This window comes from Actinophytocola xinjiangensis (assembly GCF_001921215.1).
Lineage (GTDB): Bacteria > Actinomycetota > Actinomycetes > Mycobacteriales > Pseudonocardiaceae > Actinophytocola > Actinophytocola xinjiangensis.
On the sequence record NZ_MSIF01000021.1, the window covers coordinates 100,018 to 115,226 of the forward strand.

A 15,209-nucleotide genomic window follows, 5' to 3' on the forward strand; every position below is an offset into this window, starting at 1 on the left:
AGTAACAGATCGAGATAGATAGAGGCGAGTGCCTGCCGTGTCCAGCAGCAGCCCTGCGTCGCAGTTCGGCCCCAATGAGTGGCTCGTCGAGGAGATGTACGAACAGTTCCTCGCCGACCCGTCGTCCGTGGACGACGCGTGGCACGACTTCTTCGCCGACTACAAGCCGACCCAGCGAGTCGCGACACAGGCCCCGAGCAAGGCGACCACCGACACCACCGTGACCAAGCCCACAACAGTGGCCCAGTCCGGTTCGGCCAACGGCCAGGCCACCAAGCCCGCCGGCGGCACGACCACCAAGCCGACCCGGACCGACGGCAAGGCCGACGGAGACGGCAAGGCGGCCCCCCGGCAGACCACCGGATCCACCGGATCCACCGGGACCACCGCCAAGGCCGGCACCGGCGCCGCCGCCAAGCCGCCCGCCGCCACCAAGGCACCGGCGAAGACACCACCCGCCAAGACGCCACCGGCCAAGGCAGCCGCCAAGGCCGACGGCGAGCAGAGCAAGCCGCTGCGGGGCGCGTCGGCGATCATCGCCAAGAACATGGACCTCTCGCTCACCATCCCGACCGCGACGAGCGTCCGTGCCGTGCCGGCGAAGCTGCTGTTCGACAACCGCATCGTGATCAACAACCACCTCCGCCGCACCCGGGGTGGCAAGGTCAGCTTCACCCACCTCATCGGCTACGCGGTCGTCCGCGCGCTGGCCGACTTCCCCGGCATGAACCGCCACTACGGCGAGGTCAACGGGAAGCCGGCGCTGCTGACCCCCGAGCACGTCAACCTCGGCCTGGCGATCGACCTGCCCGGCAAGGACGGCATGCGCAACCTGGTCGTCGCGTCGATCAAGCACTGCGACGGGATGAGCTTCACCCGGTTCTGGCAGGCCTACGAGGAGATCATCCGCCGGGCCCGCAACAACGCGCTGACCACCGACGACTTCGCCGGCACCACGATCTCGCTGACCAACCCGGGCACCATCGGCACCAACCACTCGGTGCCCCGGTTCCCCCCTGGCCAGGGCGCGATCGTCGGCGTCGGCGCGATGGAGTACCCCGCCCAGTACCAGGGCACCAGCGAGCGCGCACTGGTCGACCTCGGCGTCAGCAAGATCATCACGCTGACCTCGACCTACGACCACCGGATCATCCAGGGAGCGGAGTCCGGCGAGTTCCTGCGCCGCATCCACCAGCTGCTGCTCGGCGAGGACAACTTCTTCGACGACATCTTCACCTCGCTGCGCCTGCCCTACGAGCCGGTGCGCTGGGTCGAGGACATCCCCGAGGGCGACATCGACAAGACCACCCGCGTCATCGGTCTGGTCGACACCTACCGCACGCGCGGCCACCTGATGGCCGATGTCGACCCGCTGAACTACCGCCAGCGCAAGCACGAGGACCTCGACATCCTGTCCCACGGGCTCACCCTGTGGGACCTGGACCGCGAGTTCCCCGTCGGCGGCTTCGCCGGCAAGGAGCGGATGAAGCTGCGCGACGTGCTGGGCGTGCTGCGCGACTCCTACTGCCGCACGGTCGGCGTCGAGTACACCTACATCCTCGACCCGACCGAGCGCCGCTGGATCCAGGAGCGCGTCGAGGTCCGGCACGAGAAGCCGCCGCAGGCCGTGCAGAAGTACATCCTGTCCAAGCTCAACGCGGCCGAGGCGTTCGAGACCTTCCTGCAGACCAAGTACGTCGGCCAGAAGCGGTTCTCGCTGGAGGGCGGCGAGTCGGTCATCGCGCTGCTGGACACCGTGCTGGACAAGGCCGCCGAGTACGAGCTCGACGAGGTCGTCATCGGCATGCCGCACCGGGGCCGGCTCAACGTGCTGGCCAACATCGTCGGCAAGCCGATCTCGCAGATCTTCCAGGAGTTCGAGGGCAACCTCGACCCGGGCCAGGCCCACGGCTCCGGCGACGTGAAGTACCACCTGGGCGCCGAGGGCAAGTACTTCCGCATGTTCGGCGACGGCGAGACCAAGGTGACGCTGACGGCCAACCCGTCGCACCTGGAGACCGTCGACCCGGTCCTGGAGGGCATCGTCCGCGCCAAGCAGGACCTGCTCGACAAGGGCGGCGCCGGCTTCACCGTGCTCCCGGTCGCGCTGCACGGCGACGCCGCGTTCGCCGGCCAGGGCGTGGTCGCCGAGACGCTGAACCTGGCGCTGCTGCGCGGTTACCGCACCGGCGGCACCGTGCACGTGATCATCAACAACCAGGTCGGTTTCACCACCGCGCCGGAGCACTCGCGCTCCTCGCAGTACGCGACCGACGTGGCGAAGATGATCCAGGCGCCGGTGTTCCACGTGAACGGCGACGACCCGGAGGCCTGCTACTGGGTCGCCCAGCTGGCCATGGACTACCGGCAGACGTTCAACAAGGACGTCGTGATCGACATGGTCTGCTACCGGCGGCGCGGCCACAACGAGGGCGACGACCCCTCGATGACCCAGCCGGCGATGTACGACATCATCGACGCCAAGCGCAGTGTCCGCAAGACCTACACCGAGGCGCTGATCGGCCGCGGCGACATCTCCGTCGAGGAGGCCGAGAAGGCGCTGCGGGACTTCTCCAGCCAGCTGGAGCACGTCTTCAACGAGGTGCGGGAGCTGGAGCGGCACCCGATCACGGTCAGCCCGTCGGTCGAGTCCGAGCAGCAGGTCCCGGCCAAGCTGCCGACCTCCATCACCCAGCAGGTCCTGGAGCGGATCGCCGACGCGCACGTCAACCTGCCCAGCGGGTTCACCCCGCACCCGAGGGTCAAGCCGGTCCTCGAACGGCGCGCCAAGATGGCCCGCGACGGCGACATCGACTGGGCGTTCGCCGAGTTGCTGGCGTTCGGTTCGCTGAACCTGGAGGGCCACCTGGTCCGCCTCGCCGGCCAGGACTCGCGGCGCGGCACGTTCGTGCAGCGGCACGCGGTGCTCATCGACCGCAGGACGGGTCGGGAGTATCTGCCGTTGCAGAACCTGTCCGGCGGCCAGGGCAAGTTCATGGTGTACGACTCGGCGCTGTCCGAGTACGCGGCGCTGGGCTTCGAGTACGGCTACTCGGTGGCCAACCCGGACGCGCTGGTGCTCTGGGAGGCCCAGTTCGGCGACTTCGTCAACGGCGCGCAGTCGGTGATCGACGAGTACATCTCCTCCAGCGAGGCCAAGTGGGGCCAGCGTTCGGACGTGGTGATGCTGCTGCCGCACGGTCACGAGGGCCAGGGCCCCGACCACACGTCGGGGCGCATCGAGCGCTGGTTGCAGCTGTGCGCCGAGGGTTCGATGACCGTCGCGGTGCCGTCGACGCCGGCGAACTACTTCCACCTGCTGCGCCGCCACGCCCTCGACGGGGTCGCCCGGCCGCTGGTGGTGTTCACACCGAAGTCGATGCTGCGCAACAAGGCCGCGACGTCGTCGGTGGCCGACTTCACCGAGGAGTCGAGGTTCAACTCGATCATCGACGACCCGGCGATCACCGACCCGTCGGCGGTGCGCAAGCTGCTGCTGGTGTCCGGCAAGCTCTACTACGAGCTGGCGGCCGAGCGGGCCAAGCGCGGCCTGACCGACGTGGCGCTGGTGCGCGTCGAGCAGCTGTACCCGGTCCCGCTCAAGCGGCTCGGCGCGATCTTCGAGCGCTACTCGAACATCACCGATCTGCGCTGGGTCCAGGAGGAGCCGGCCAACCAGGGCGCGTGGCCGTTCTACGGCCTGCACCTGCCGGAGCTGTTCCCGGAGGTGCCGAAGCTGGCGCGGGTCTCGCGCCGGGTGATGTCGGCGCCGTCGGCCGGTTCGGGCAAGGTGCACGAGGTGGAGCAGCGGGAGCTGATCGAGAAGGCGTTCTCCTGACCCATGTACTTCACCGACAGGGGCCTGGAGGAGCTGGCGGACCGCCGAGGCGACGAGGAGGTCACGCTGGCCTGGCTCGCGGCCAAGCTGCGTGACTTCGTCGACACCAACCCGGAGTTCGAGACCGCCGTAGAACGCCTGGCCACCTACCTGGCCAGGGACGACGAGGACGACGACTGACGAACGGGGCGCCCCAAGCGGGGGCGCCCCGTTCCTCGTCACCAGGCGTAGGCCTCCGGGGCTGGCTTGGCGCCGTGGGGGCCGGGCGGCGGGAACAGGTCGTCCAGCCGGGCCAGGACCTCCGCGTCCAGCTCGATGTCCAGTGCGCGCAGCGACCCGTCGAGTTGCGCCATGGTCCTGGGTCCGATGATCGGCGCGGTCACACCGTCCTGGTGCAGCAGCCAGGCGACGCCGAGGTCGGCCGGGTCGACCCCGAGGTCGGCGGCGAGTTCCTCGTAGGCCTCGATGGCCGCGCGGTGGGTTTCCAGCGACTCCGCCGACCGCCCGGACACCCCGCGTGACGCGCTGCCCTCGCGTTGTTTGCGCAGCACCCCACCGAGCAGCCCGCCGCCCAGCGGCGACCACGGGATGACCCCGATGCCGTAGTGGCGGGCGGCGGGCAGCACCTCCAGCTCGATCCACCGGTTGAGCAGGTTGTGGATCGACTGTTCGCTGACCAGCCCGAGCAGGTGCCGTTCCCGCGCGTACTCCTGGGCCTGCGCGAGATGCCACCCGGCGAAGTTCGACGAGCCGAAGTACAGCACCTTGCCCTGCTGGCGCAGCACGGTGAACGCCTCCCAGATCTCCTCCCACGGCGTGCGCCGGTCGACGTGGTGCATCTGGTAGAGGTCGATGTGGTCGGTGCGCAGCCGGCGCAGCGAGGCGTCGGCCGCGCGCCGGATGTTGAGCGCGGAGAGCCGGTTGTCGTTGGGCCAGTCCCCCATCGGCCCGTAGAGCTTGGTGGCGAGCACGGTGCGGTCGCGCCGCCCGCCGCCGAGGTCGAACCAGCGTCCGATGATCTGCTCGGTGACGCCCTCACCGCGCCGCTGCCCGTAGGTGTTGGCGGTGTCGAAGAAGTTCAGGCCGCACTCGTGCGCCCGGTCCATGATGGCGTAACTGTCCTCTTCGGACGTCTCGGGCCCGAAGTTCATGGTGCCGAGTACGAGCCGGGACACGGACAGACCACTACGGCCGAGTTGGGTGTACTCCATGATGCCAACATAGGCCCGGACCAACTCCCGCCCCGGAGGTCGACGACGTGAGCCGCCTGTTCCCACCCGATCTCGTCACCGGCGTGTGTGCGCCGGCCGCCGTCCTGTCCGCCCCCGACGGGCAGCTGCGCCGGTCCGGTGTCCAGGGCTGGCTGGTGGCCGACGTCCGCCACCTCTGCGAGCTGACGGCCACGGTCGACAACGACCCGCCGCACCCCCTTGGCCACTGGCAGCCCTCCTCGGCGACGCTGGTGTTCGTCGCCACCACCGGCGACCAGTCGGTCCGGCTGGAACGCCACCGCACCCTCACCCCCACCACCCTCACCGAGACGTTCCGCCTGCACAACGACACCGCCGCCCCCACCCGCAGGACCCTGCGCACCGCCCTGGCGGCCGACCTCGCCCCCATCCTCGCCATCCGCCACGACCACCCCACCCCAGCCGTCACCCCAGCCACCCCCACCGGCGCGGTGGTCGCGCAGTGGGCCGTGGGGGCGGTCACGACGTCGGTCGCCGTGGATCGGGGGGCGGATCGGGTGGAGCCGCACCCGGACGGGGTGGTGGTGGAGTGGGAGCTGGTGGTTCCGGCGCGGGGTGCGGTCAGTGTGACGCTCACCTGCCGGGCCACCAGCGCCACCGAGGACGCCGTGGTGGCGGCGCCGCGCACGCGGGATCTCGGGGCGTTACGGGTCAGCGGCCGGGAGCCGGAGTTGGCGCTGCTGGCCGCGCGGGGGCTCGACGACCTGCGGGGGCTGCTGCTCGCCGACCCGGCCGCGCCGGCCGATCGGTTCGCCGGGGCCGGGGCGCCGTGGTATTTCACGTTGTTCGGGCGGGATTCGTTGTGGGCGGCCAGGTTCGCGCTGCCGTTGGGGACCGGTCTTGCGGCCGGGACGTTGCGGGCGTTGGCCCGCCGCCAGGGCACGCGGCACGATCCGGAGACCGCCGAGGAGCCCGGCAAGATCCTGCACGAGATCCGCCAGCTGGCCACCGGCCTGCCCCGCCAGCCCGGGCTGCCGCCCTGCTACTACGGCACGGTCGACGCCACGCCGCTGTGGATCAGCCTGCTGCACGACGCGTGGCGTTGGGGTCTGCCGCCGGCCGAGGTCGAGCCGTTGCTGCCGGCGTTGCGTCGCGCGGTGGACTGGGTGATCGCCCACGGCGACGGGTTCCTCACCTACCGCGATGTCACCGGTCGTGGCCTGGCCAACCAGGGGTGGAAGGACTCCCCTGACTCCATTCAGGACAGTACGGGCACCGTCGCGGCCCCGCCGATCGTGCTGTCCGAGGCGCAGGCCTACGCCCATCGCGCGGCGCTGGACGGCGCGGCGCTGTTGACGGCGTTCAACGAGCCCGGTTCCGGGGCGGCGGTCGCGTTCGCCGACGGGCTGCGGGAGCGGTTCCGGCGGGAGTTCTGGGTCGACGGGTTCCCGGCGATCGCCCTGGACGGGCACGGGCGGGCGGTCGACACGTTCGCCTCGAACGTCGGGCACCTGCTCGGGACCGGGCTGCTGGACGCCGTCGAGGAGTCCACCGTGGCCGGTCGGATCGGCTTGCTGGACAGTGGTTTCGGTCTGCGCACCATGGATCCGGGGCACCCGTCGTTCAACCCGGTCGGCTACCACACCGGCTCGGTCTGGCCGCACGACACGGCGATCGCGGTCGACGGGCTCGTGCGCGCCGGGCATCCCGGGCCGGCGGCCTCGCTGGCGCGCGGGTTGGTCGCGGCCGGCACCCGTTTCGGCCACCGCCTGCCCGAACTGTACGGCGGCTGGCCGGCGCAGGCCGGCCCGCCGCTGGCCTACCCGTCGGCGTGCCGGCCGCAGGCGTGGGCCGCGGCGTCGGCGGTGGTGCTGCTGCGGGCCGCGTTGGGCCTGTCGGCCGACGTGCCGAACGGGCGGCTGCGGGTCGCCCCGCCGGCCGAGTTCGCGGCGTGGTTCCCGCTGCGGGTCGAGGGGCTGTCGGTGGCCGGGCACGACCTGGCGGTCGAGGTCGACGGGGACGGGCGCGCGCGGGTCCACACGTCGGCCCACCTGGAGATCGAGGGCTGATCTGCGCGACAATGCCAGGCGTGGCCGACACCGATCCGAACGACGAGTGGCTTCCGCTGGACGCCAATCCGCACGCCGACGACAAGCGTGACGTGCTGGATCCGTCGGGTGAGGGTCTGCCGTTCCGCCGGCTGATCCAGATCGCCCTGGGCATCGGGGTGGCGGCGGTCCTGCTGGTCGTCGTGGTGGTGCTGGTCGGGCGGTAGGAACAATCGCGGCGGCTGACTCGTTTGACCGGGTACGAGGAGGTTGCGCGATGGCCAACAGAGAACTGTCCAGGCACCAGCACTCCGACACCCCGGATCCCGTCCTGTTCGGGACCGATCCGTTCGCCGGTCAGCCGGAGAGCGACTGGGACGACGACGAGCCAACCTACGGTCCGCGTCCGCGCTGGCCGGTGATCGCCCTGATCGTCATCGTGGTGACGATGATGGTCGCGGCGATGGGGGTCTACGTCTTCTAGCGGTCTTCTAGCGGGCTCGCCGCCCGGCCCGCCACACGGCGTGCGTCAGCGGCACACCCGGCCGGTAGGCCAGGTGCGTCACTGACGGCGCGTCGAGTACGTGCACGTCAGCGCGTGCACCTGTGCGCAGCAGTCCGACCTCGTTCTCGCGTCGGAGTGCACGCGCCCCGCCCCAGGTGGCGGCGCGCACGGCTTCGGCCACTGACATCCGCATCTGCAGCACGGCCGTGGTCACGCAGTAGGCCATCGACGACGTGTAGGACGAGCCGGGGTTGCAGTTCGACGCGAGCGCGACGGTGGCGCCGACGTCGAGCAGGGCGCGCGCGTCGGGCAGCGGCTGGCGGGTCGACAGGTCGCAGGCCGGCAGCAGGGTGGCGACCGTGTCCGACTGCGCCAGGGCGTCCACGTCGGACCGCGTGAGGTAGGTGCAGTGGTCGACGCTGGCCGCGCCGAGTTCGACGGCCAGCCGCACGCCGGGTCCGTAGCCGAGTTGGTTGCCGTGCACCCGCAGGCCGAGGCCGCGCCGCGCGGCGGCGGTGAGCACCGCGCGCGAGGCGTCCTCGTCGAACGCGCCGGTCTCGCAGAACACGTCGGCCCACCGCACGTGCGGCGCGACGGCGTCGAGCATCGGGCCACGCACCAGGTCCACGTAGTCCTCCGTGGACTCTCCGGGGGGGACGAGGTGCGCGCCGAGGAAGGTGACCTCGTCGGCCTCCCGCGCGGCGATCTCGGCGCAGCGCAGTTCGTCGGCGACGGTCAGGCCGTAGCCGGTCTTGGTCTCCAGGTAGGTGGTGCCCTGCGCGAGCGCCTCGGCGACGTGCCGGCGCAGCACGCCCGCGAGCTGCTCGTCCGACGCGGCGCGCGTCGCGTCCACGGTGACCGCGATTCCGCCTGCCGTGTAAGGCTTTCCGGCCATCCTGGCGGCGAACTCGGCGGTCCGGTCACCGGCGAAGACCAGGTGGGTGTGGCTGTCGACCCAGCCGGGCAGGACCGCCCGGCCCTCGACGTCGACCCGGTCGTCGGCCGCCGGTGCCTGGCCGGCCTCGCCGATCCAGGCGATCCGGTCACCGTCGATGACCAGCGCCGGGTCGGCCGGCGGCGGCTCGTCGTTGGTGGTCAGCTCGCCGATACCGGTGATCAGGGTACTCACCACAGGTCTCCGATCGCCTCGTCCAGCAGTGCGCCGACGTCGCCGAGTGTCTCGTGCCGCCCGTCGACGGCGATCACCCGCCCTCCGGCGACCACGGTGCCCACGTCGGCGGCGGTGGCGGCCAGGACGATCTGGTCGAGCCGGCAGCCGGCGGTGCGCACCGACCGGGTGCCGAGCGCCACCAGGTCGGCCGGTGCGCCGGGTTCCAGGCGTCCCCCGCCCGGCCAGCCGAGCGCGTCGTTGCCGGCGGCGGTGGCGGCGTCGACGAGTTCGCCGGGGGTGAAGTGCCCGCGCCGGCCGGTGCGCAGACGCTCGCCGAGTTCGAGGGATCTGGCTTCCACCAACGGGTCCACGACCGCGTGCTGGTCGCTGCCCAGTGACAGCGGCGACCCGGCGGCCCGCAGGTCCCCGGCCGGCCCGAGCCCGTCGGCGAGGTCGGCCTCGGTGGTCGGGCACAGGCAGACCGCCGTCCGTGACCGTCCCAGCAACCCGATGTCCTGTGTGGACAGATGGGTGGCGTGTACGGCGGTGGTGCGCGGTCCGAGCGCCCCGGCCTCGTCGAGCAGTTCGACCGGCGTGCGCCCGTAGGCGGCGAGACAGGCCTCGTTCTCCGCCGGCTGCTCCGACACATGCACATGCAGGGAATGCCCCCGGGCGGCCTCGACGACCGTGGCCAGCGCGCCCCGGGGAACCGCCCGCACCGAGTGGATGGCCGCGCCGACCCGCACGCCGCCCCGGTCGACACCGGGCCGGGCACGGTCGGCCCAGGCGTGCGCGTCACCGTCGCTGAACCGGGCCTGCTCGGGTCCGAGCGGGGTGCCGATCCCCCCGGCCAGGTAACAGGTGTCCAGCAACGTCAACCGGATCCCGGCGACGGCGGCGGCCTCGGCCAACGCCTCTCCCATGGCGTTGGGCTCGGCGTAGCGCCCGCCGCCCGGCGGGTGGTGCAGGTAGTGGAACTCCCCGACGACGCTGACCCCGGCGACGGCCATCTCGGCGTAGGCGGCCGTCGCGAGCCGCAGGTAGGAGTCGGGATCGAGCCGGTTGGCGAGGGTGTACATGGCGTCACGCCAGGTCCAGAACGTGCCGCCGCCGCCGTGCGTACGGCCCCGCAGGGCCCGGTGGAAAGCGTGCGAGTGCACGTTGGCGAACCCGGGCAGCACCAGCCCTCGCAGCACCCGCGCCCCGGCCGGCGCCGTCTCGGCCAGGGACACCTCGACGATCCGCCCGTCCGCGCACCGCACGACGACCCCCGCCACCGGCCCCGCCGGCAGCCACGCGTACTCACACCAGTACGCGGCGCTCATGCCGTCAGGTCCGTGAGGACCGTGGCCAGGGCGGTGACACCGGCCGCGCAGTCCCGTGGTTCGGCGTGTTCGGCCGGCGCGTGGCTCACGCCGGTCGGGTTGCGGACGAACAACATCGCGGTCGGCACGGCGCCGGCCAGGATGCCGGCGTCGTGCCCGGCGCCGGTCGGCAACGCCGGCACGCCGCCGAGCGCGCCCGCCAGGCGGTCACGCAGAGCCGGGTCGAAGTACACCGTGTCGCCGTAGGACTCCTCGGTCACCGTGACCTCGCAGCCCTCGTCGGCGGCTGCCGTGGTGGCCAGCGCGGTGATCTCGTCGACCACGGCCCGCGCGCGCGGGGTGTCGGCCGCCCTGGCGTCCAGCCACACGTCCACGGTGGACGCGATGACGTTGCTGCCACCGGGGTTGGGGACCAGGCGCCCGACGGTGGCCCGCGCGCCGTCCACCGCCCGCGCGGCCCGGCGAGCCGCACCGACCAGCGCCGCCGCCGGCAGCATCGGGTCGCGGCGGTCACCGATCGGGGTGGCGCCGGCGTGGTTTCCCTCGCCGGTGAACCGGAACCGCCAGCGGCCGTGCGCCAGGATCGAGCTGGCGACCCCCACCGGCGCGGCCAGGTCGACCAGGCCCTTGCCCTGTTCGACGTGCAGCTCGACGAACCGGCCCAGCCGGCCCAGGGCCTGCTCGTCACGGCCCAGGCGGGCCGGGTCGAGGCCGGCGGCGGCCACCGCCTCGGCGAGGGTCACGCCGTCGGGGTCGGTGAGCCGGCGGGCGGCGTCCGGGTCGATCGTGCCGGCAAGCAGCCGCGACCCCAGGCACGGCACCCCGAACCGGCCGCCCTCCTCCTCGGCGAACACCACCACCGCGAACGGCCGACCGGGCGTGAACCCGTTGGCGCGCATCAGATCCACGGCCTCCAGGGCGCTCACCACGCCGAGTGGACCGTCGAACGCGCCGCCGCCGGGCACCGAGTCGAGGTGGCTGCCGGTGACGACCGCGTCCGGCCCCGGCGCCCCCCACCACGCCCACAGGTTGCCGTTGCGGTCGGTGTGCACGTCCAGGCCCCGGCGGGTCGCCTGCTCGGTGAACCACTCGCGCAGCTCCAGGTCGGCGCGGTCGAACCCGTGCCGGGAGTACCCGCCGCGCCGGGGGTCGGCGCCGACGCCGGCCAGCGCGTCCAGGGACCCGGTCATCGCATCGGGACGCGGACGTCGCGGGCGTCGGCGACCTCGACCGCCTCCGGATAGCCGGCGTCGACGTGGCGGATCACGCCCATGCCGGGGTCGTTGGTGAGCACCCGCTCGATCTTCTGGCCGGCCAGCGGCGTGCCGTCGGCGACGGTGACCTGCCCGGCGTGGATCGACCGGCCGATGCCGACGCCGCCGCCGTGGTGGATCGACACCCAGCTCGCGCCGGACGCGGTGTTCACCATGGCGTTGAGCAGCGGCCAGTCGGCGATCGCGTCCGAGCCGTCGGCCATCGCCTCGGTCTCGCGGTACGGGGAGGCGACCGAGCCGCAGTCGAGGTGGTCGCGGCCGATGACGACCGGCGCGGACAGCTCGCCGCTGGCGACCATCTCGTTGAACCGCAGCCCGGCCAGGTGCCGCTCGCCGTAGCCGAGCCAGCAGATCCGCGCCGGAAGTCCTTGGAAGGCAACGCGTTCGCCGGCCAGCCGGATCCACCGGGCGAGGGAGTCGTTGTCCGGGAACAGGTCCAGGATCGCCCGGTCGGTCGCCGCGATGTCGGCCGGGTCGCCGGACAGCGCCGCCCAGCGGAACGGCCCCCGGCCCTCGCAGAACATCGGGCGGATGTAGGCGGGCACGAACCCGGGGAAGTCGAACGCGCGCTCGCAGCCGCCGAGCTTGGCCTCGCCCCGGATCGAGTTGCCGTAGTCGAACACCTCCGCACCCGCGTCCAGGAAGCCGATCATGGCGTCGACGTGCTCGGCCATCGAGTCGCGGGCCCGGTCGGTGAACTCGTCGGGCTTGCGCGCGGCGTAGTCGTGCCAGTCGTCGAGGCCCACGCCCTTGGGCAGGTAGGCGAGCGGGTCGTGCGCGGAGGTCTGGTCGGTCACGACGTCGATCTCCACGCCTCGGCGCAGCAGTTCCGGCAGCACCTCGGCGGCGTTGCCGATGACCGCGACCGACAGCGCCCGCCCGGCCTGTTTCGCCTGCTCGACGCGGCGCACGGCGTCGTCGAGGTCGTCGGCGACCTCGTCGAGGTAGCGGGTCGCCACCCGTCGGTGCGCCCGCGCCGGGTCGACCTCGACACACAGCGCGACGCCCTCGTTCATGGTGATGGCCAGCGGTTGCGCGCCGCCCATGCCGCCGAGGCCGGCGGTCAGCGTGAGCGTGCCCTTGAGGCTGCCGCCGAAGCGTTTGGCGGCGACGGCGGCGAAGGTCTCGTAGGTGCCCTGCAGGATGCCCTGGGTGCCGATGTAGATCCACGAGCCGGCGGTCATCTGCCCGTACATGGTCAGGCCGAGCGACTCCAGGCGGCGGAACTCCGGCCAGGTCGCCCAGTCGCCGACCAGGTTCGAGTTGGCGATGAGCACGCGCGGCGCCCACTCGTGGGTCCGCATCACACCGACGGGTTTGCCGGACTGCACCAGCAGCGTCTCGTCCTCACTGAGTGTGGTCAGCTCGCGGGTGATGGCCTCGAAGCTGCCCCAGTCGCGGGCGGCGCGGCCGGTGCCGCCGTAGACGACCAGGTCGTCGGGGCGTTCGGCCACGTCCGGGTCGAGGTTGTTGTGGAACATCCGCAGCGCGGCCTCGGTCTGCCAGGACTTCGCGGTCCTGGCGGTGCCCCTGGCGGCGCGGACGGGTCGTGGTCCTGGCGTGGTCACGGCAGGTTCCCCTCTCGGATGAGGTCCTCGGCGGCGGCGATCTCGGGGGCGAGGTGCCGGTCGGGTCCCGGCCCCGGCACCCGCTCCCGGAGTGCGGCGACGACCCGCGCGGTGGCCGGCGCGGGGGTCAGCGGTGCCCGCAGGTCCAGCGCGCGGGCGGCGGTGAGCAGTTCGACGGCCAGGACGGTGGTCAGCCCGTCGATGGCGGTGCGGAGTTTGCGGGCGGCCGACCAGCCCATGGAGACGTGGTCCTCCTGCATGGCCGAGCTGGGGATGGAGTCCACGCTGGCCGGGACGGCCAGGCGCTTGAGCTCGGAGACGATGGCGGCCTGGGTGTACTGGGCGATCATGTGTCCGGAGTCGACACCGGGGTCGTCGGCCAGGAACGGGGGCAGCCCGTGACTGCGGGTGGCGTCGAGCATACGGTCGGTGCGCCGTTCGGCCATGCTGGCCAGGTCGGCGACCGGGATGGCCAGGAAGTCCAGCGGGTAGGCGACCGGCGCCCCGTGGAAGTTGCCGTTCGACTCCACCCGCCCGTCGCCGAGCACCACGGGGTTGTCGATCGCCGACGCGAGCTCCCGGTCCGCCACGACCTGCGCGAACGCGACCGTGTCCCGCGCGGCCCCGTGCACCTGCGGCGCGCACCGCAGCGAGTAGGCGTCCTGCACCCGGTTGCAGTCCGGCCCCCGGTGCGAGGCGACGATCGCCGACCCGGCGAGCAGGTCGGTCATCCGCCGGGCGCTGGTGGCCTGGCCGGGGTGGGGCCGCAGCCGTTGGAGGTCGTCCCCGAACGCGCGGTCGGTGCCCAGCAGGGCCTCGACGCTCATCGCGGCGGTGAGGTCGGCGATGTCGATCAGCCGGGTGAGGTCGTCGAGGGCGAGCACCAGCATGCCGAGCATGCCGTCGGTGCCGTTGATCAGCGCCAGCCCTTCCTTCTCGGCCAGGGTGACCGGCGTGATCCCGTTGTCCCGCAGCGCTTCGGCCGCCGGTCGCGGCCCGTCGGGGGTGAGCACCTCGCCCTCCCCCATGAGCGCGAGCGCGACCGAGGACAGCGGCGCGAGGTCGCCCGAGCACCCCAGCGACCCGTACTCGTGCACGACCGGGACGAGGTCGGCGTTGAGCATGCCGGCCAGCGCGGTCACCGTCGCCGGCCGCACCCCGGTGTGTCCGGTGGCCAGGGTGCGCAGCCGCAGCAGCATCAGCGCCCGCACCACCTCCGGCTCGACCATCGGCCCGGCGCCCGCCGCGTGCGAGCGCACCAGCGAGCGTTGCAGGGCCGCGCGCCGCTCCGGCGGGATGTGGCGGGTGGCCAGCGCCCCGAAGCCGGTCGACACCCCGTAGGTGGGGGTGACCGCCTCGGCCAGTTGTTCGATGTGGGCCCGGGCCTTGGCGATGCCGTCCAGGGCCGCGTCCCCCAGTCGCACGGGCACCCGCCCCCGCACCACGGAGACGACCTGTTCGCGGGTGAGCGGCCCGCCGTCGATCACGACCATGCGTCCATCACAGCGCGATCGAGCCGCTGGCACGACCCGGGAGGCGCGGACAGGGTCTGGTATCCCAGACTGTCCCCATGGGATCCAGTACCGACGTCCCCGCGCTGCGCAGAGGCCTGGCGGTCCTGCGCCTGCTGGCGACGCGCCCCGGCCCGGTCACGGCGGGTGCCGTGGCCCGCGAACTCGACCTGCCCCGGTCGACGACCTACCACCTGCTCGCGGAGCTGGTGGCGGCCGGCTTCGTGACCCATCTGCCGGAGGACCGCCGGTACGGCCTCGGCCTGGCGGCGTTCGAGCTGGGGACGGCGTACCTGCGCCACGACCCGCTGGAACGGTTGGCGCGGCCGGTGCTGCGGGCGTTGATCGCCCGCACCGGGCAGACCGCGCACCTGGGGGTGCTCCACGGCCGGGAGACCCTGTACCTGCTGCGGGAACAGCCGCCCCATCCCCATCCGACGGTGGTGACCGACGTCGGGGTGCGGCTGCCGGCCCACCTGCCGGCGTCGGGCCGGGCGATGCTGGCGCTGCTGCCGGCGGCTCAGGTCCGGGCGTTGTTCCCTTCGCGGGAGACGTTCGTCGATCGGACGGGCCGGGGGCCGGGGCACCTGCCGGCGCTGCGGAGGTTGCTGAGTGCGGGGCGGCAGCGGGGGTGGGCCGTGGAGGACGGCTACGTGACGCCGGGGTTCGCCTCGGTGGCGGTGGCGGTGGTCGATCGCGGCGGGCATCCGATCGCCGCGATCAGCACGACGTTCCGGCACGAGTGCGCGGACGAGTGCGGGGAGAGCTGGGCCGGGTTGGCCGGGGACACCGCGTGGGCCGCCGGGTTGTTGAGTACCCGATTGGGCGGTTGAGCCCCC

At 72.7% G+C, this 15,209-nt stretch carries 12 protein-coding genes; 6 read left to right on the top strand and 6 right to left on the bottom strand.

What is annotated here, in order from left to right; all coding sequences use genetic code 11:
• Positions 1-37: 37 nt before the first annotated feature.
• On the top strand, positions 38-3,838 hold the full coding sequence (locus BLA60_RS31635) for a multifunctional oxoglutarate decarboxylase/oxoglutarate dehydrogenase thiamine pyrophosphate-binding subunit/dihydrolipoyllysine-residue succinyltransferase subunit (protein ID WP_075136697.1): 3,801 nt from the start codon (positions 38-40) through the stop codon (positions 3,836-3,838).
• A 3-nt stretch (positions 3,839-3,841) separates the two neighbouring features.
• A complete protein-coding gene (locus BLA60_RS44650; RefSeq protein ID WP_170108424.1) occupies positions 3,842-4,018 on the top strand; it encodes a DUF6104 family protein in 177 nt (58 codons plus the stop codon).
• A gap of 38 nt (positions 4,019-4,056) precedes the next feature.
• On the opposite strand, the gene BLA60_RS31640 is transcribed toward BLA60_RS44650, so the two are convergent.
• Complete coding sequence (locus BLA60_RS31640; RefSeq protein WP_075136698.1) at positions 4,057-5,049, bottom strand: aldo/keto reductase; 993 nt, start codon at positions 5,047-5,049, stop codon at positions 4,057-4,059.
• A gap of 47 nt (positions 5,050-5,096) precedes the next feature.
• Here BLA60_RS31640 and BLA60_RS31645 point away from each other — a divergent pair, with 47 nt between their 5' ends.
• Genes BLA60_RS31645 through BLA60_RS31655 form a run of 3 tightly spaced genes read left to right on the top strand, consistent with a single transcriptional unit; the run spans position 5,097 to position 7,560 of the window.
• Positions 5,097-7,097, top strand: coding sequence for a glycogen debranching N-terminal domain-containing protein (locus BLA60_RS31645; protein ID WP_075136699.1), 2,001 nt, complete (start codon positions 5,097-5,099; stop codon positions 7,095-7,097).
• A 20-nt stretch (positions 7,098-7,117) separates the two neighbouring features.
• Positions 7,118-7,303 (top strand): hypothetical protein, encoded by a 186-nt coding sequence (locus BLA60_RS31650; protein ID WP_075136700.1) that lies wholly within the window; start codon positions 7,118-7,120, stop codon positions 7,301-7,303.
• A gap of 50 nt (positions 7,304-7,353) precedes the next feature.
• The gene (locus tag BLA60_RS31655; RefSeq protein ID WP_075136701.1) at positions 7,354-7,560 is read left to right on the top strand and encodes a hypothetical protein; all 207 of its coding nucleotides are present in this window, start codon (positions 7,354-7,356) and stop codon (positions 7,558-7,560) included.
• Between the two features lie 7 nt (positions 7,561-7,567).
• Here the strand turns inward: BLA60_RS31655 and hutI are convergent, their stop codons facing one another.
• Genes hutI through hutH form a run of 5 tightly spaced genes read right to left on the bottom strand, consistent with a single transcriptional unit; the run spans position 7,568 to position 14,352 of the window.
• Positions 7,568-8,713 (bottom strand): imidazolonepropionase, encoded by a 1,146-nt coding sequence (gene hutI, locus BLA60_RS31660; protein WP_075136702.1) that lies wholly within the window; start codon positions 8,711-8,713, stop codon positions 7,568-7,570.
• Complete coding sequence (locus BLA60_RS31665; protein WP_075136703.1) at positions 8,707-10,017, bottom strand: formimidoylglutamate deiminase; 1,311 nt, start codon at positions 10,015-10,017, stop codon at positions 8,707-8,709. The genes hutI and BLA60_RS31665 overlap by 7 nt, the downstream gene beginning before the upstream one ends.
• Positions 10,014-11,207, bottom strand: coding sequence for an allantoate amidohydrolase (locus BLA60_RS31670; protein ID WP_075136704.1), 1,194 nt, complete (start codon positions 11,205-11,207; stop codon positions 10,014-10,016). The genes BLA60_RS31665 and BLA60_RS31670 overlap by 4 nt, the downstream gene beginning before the upstream one ends.
• Positions 11,204-12,859: a urocanate hydratase gene (gene hutU / locus BLA60_RS31675; RefSeq protein WP_075136705.1), complete on the bottom strand. Its 1,656-nt coding sequence runs from the start codon at positions 12,857-12,859 to the stop codon at positions 11,204-11,206. The genes BLA60_RS31670 and hutU overlap by 4 nt, the downstream gene beginning before the upstream one ends.
• Positions 12,856-14,352, bottom strand: coding sequence for a histidine ammonia-lyase (hutH, locus tag BLA60_RS31680; protein WP_075136706.1), 1,497 nt, complete (start codon positions 14,350-14,352; stop codon positions 12,856-12,858). Before hutH ends, hutU begins: the two co-directional genes overlap by 4 nt.
• A gap of 77 nt (positions 14,353-14,429) precedes the next feature.
• On the opposite strand from hutH, the gene BLA60_RS31685 reads away from it, so the two are divergent.
• Positions 14,430-15,203, top strand: a complete 774-nt coding sequence (locus BLA60_RS31685) for an IclR family transcriptional regulator (protein ID WP_075136707.1) — start codon at positions 14,430-14,432, stop codon at positions 15,201-15,203.
• Positions 15,204-15,209 lie beyond the last annotated feature (6 nt).

What these genes read in the sequence shown, in the direction of transcription:
- BLA60_RS44650 (WP_170108424.1), top strand. Translation starts at nt 3,842, where the DNA reads ATGTACTTCACCGACAGGGGCCTGGAGGAGCTGGCGGACCGCCGAGGC.
- BLA60_RS31640 (WP_075136698.1), bottom strand. Translation starts at nt 5,049, where the DNA reads ATGGAGTACACCCAACTCGGCCGTAGTGGTCTGTCCGTGTCCCGGCTC.
- BLA60_RS31655 (WP_075136701.1), top strand. Translation starts at nt 7,354, where the DNA reads ATGGCCAACAGAGAACTGTCCAGGCACCAGCACTCCGACACCCCGGAT.
- BLA60_RS31665 (WP_075136703.1), bottom strand. Translation starts at nt 10,017, where the DNA reads ATGAGCGCCGCGTACTGGTGTGAGTACGCGTGGCTGCCGGCGGGGCCG.
- BLA60_RS31670 (WP_075136704.1), bottom strand. Translation starts at nt 11,207, where the DNA reads ATGACCGGGTCCCTGGACGCGCTGGCCGGCGTCGGCGCCGACCCCCGG.
- hutH (WP_075136706.1), bottom strand. Translation starts at nt 14,352, where the DNA reads ATGGTCGTGATCGACGGCGGGCCGCTCACCCGCGAACAGGTCGTCTCC.
- BLA60_RS31685 (WP_075136707.1), top strand. Translation starts at nt 14,430, where the DNA reads ATGGGATCCAGTACCGACGTCCCCGCGCTGCGCAGAGGCCTGGCGGTC.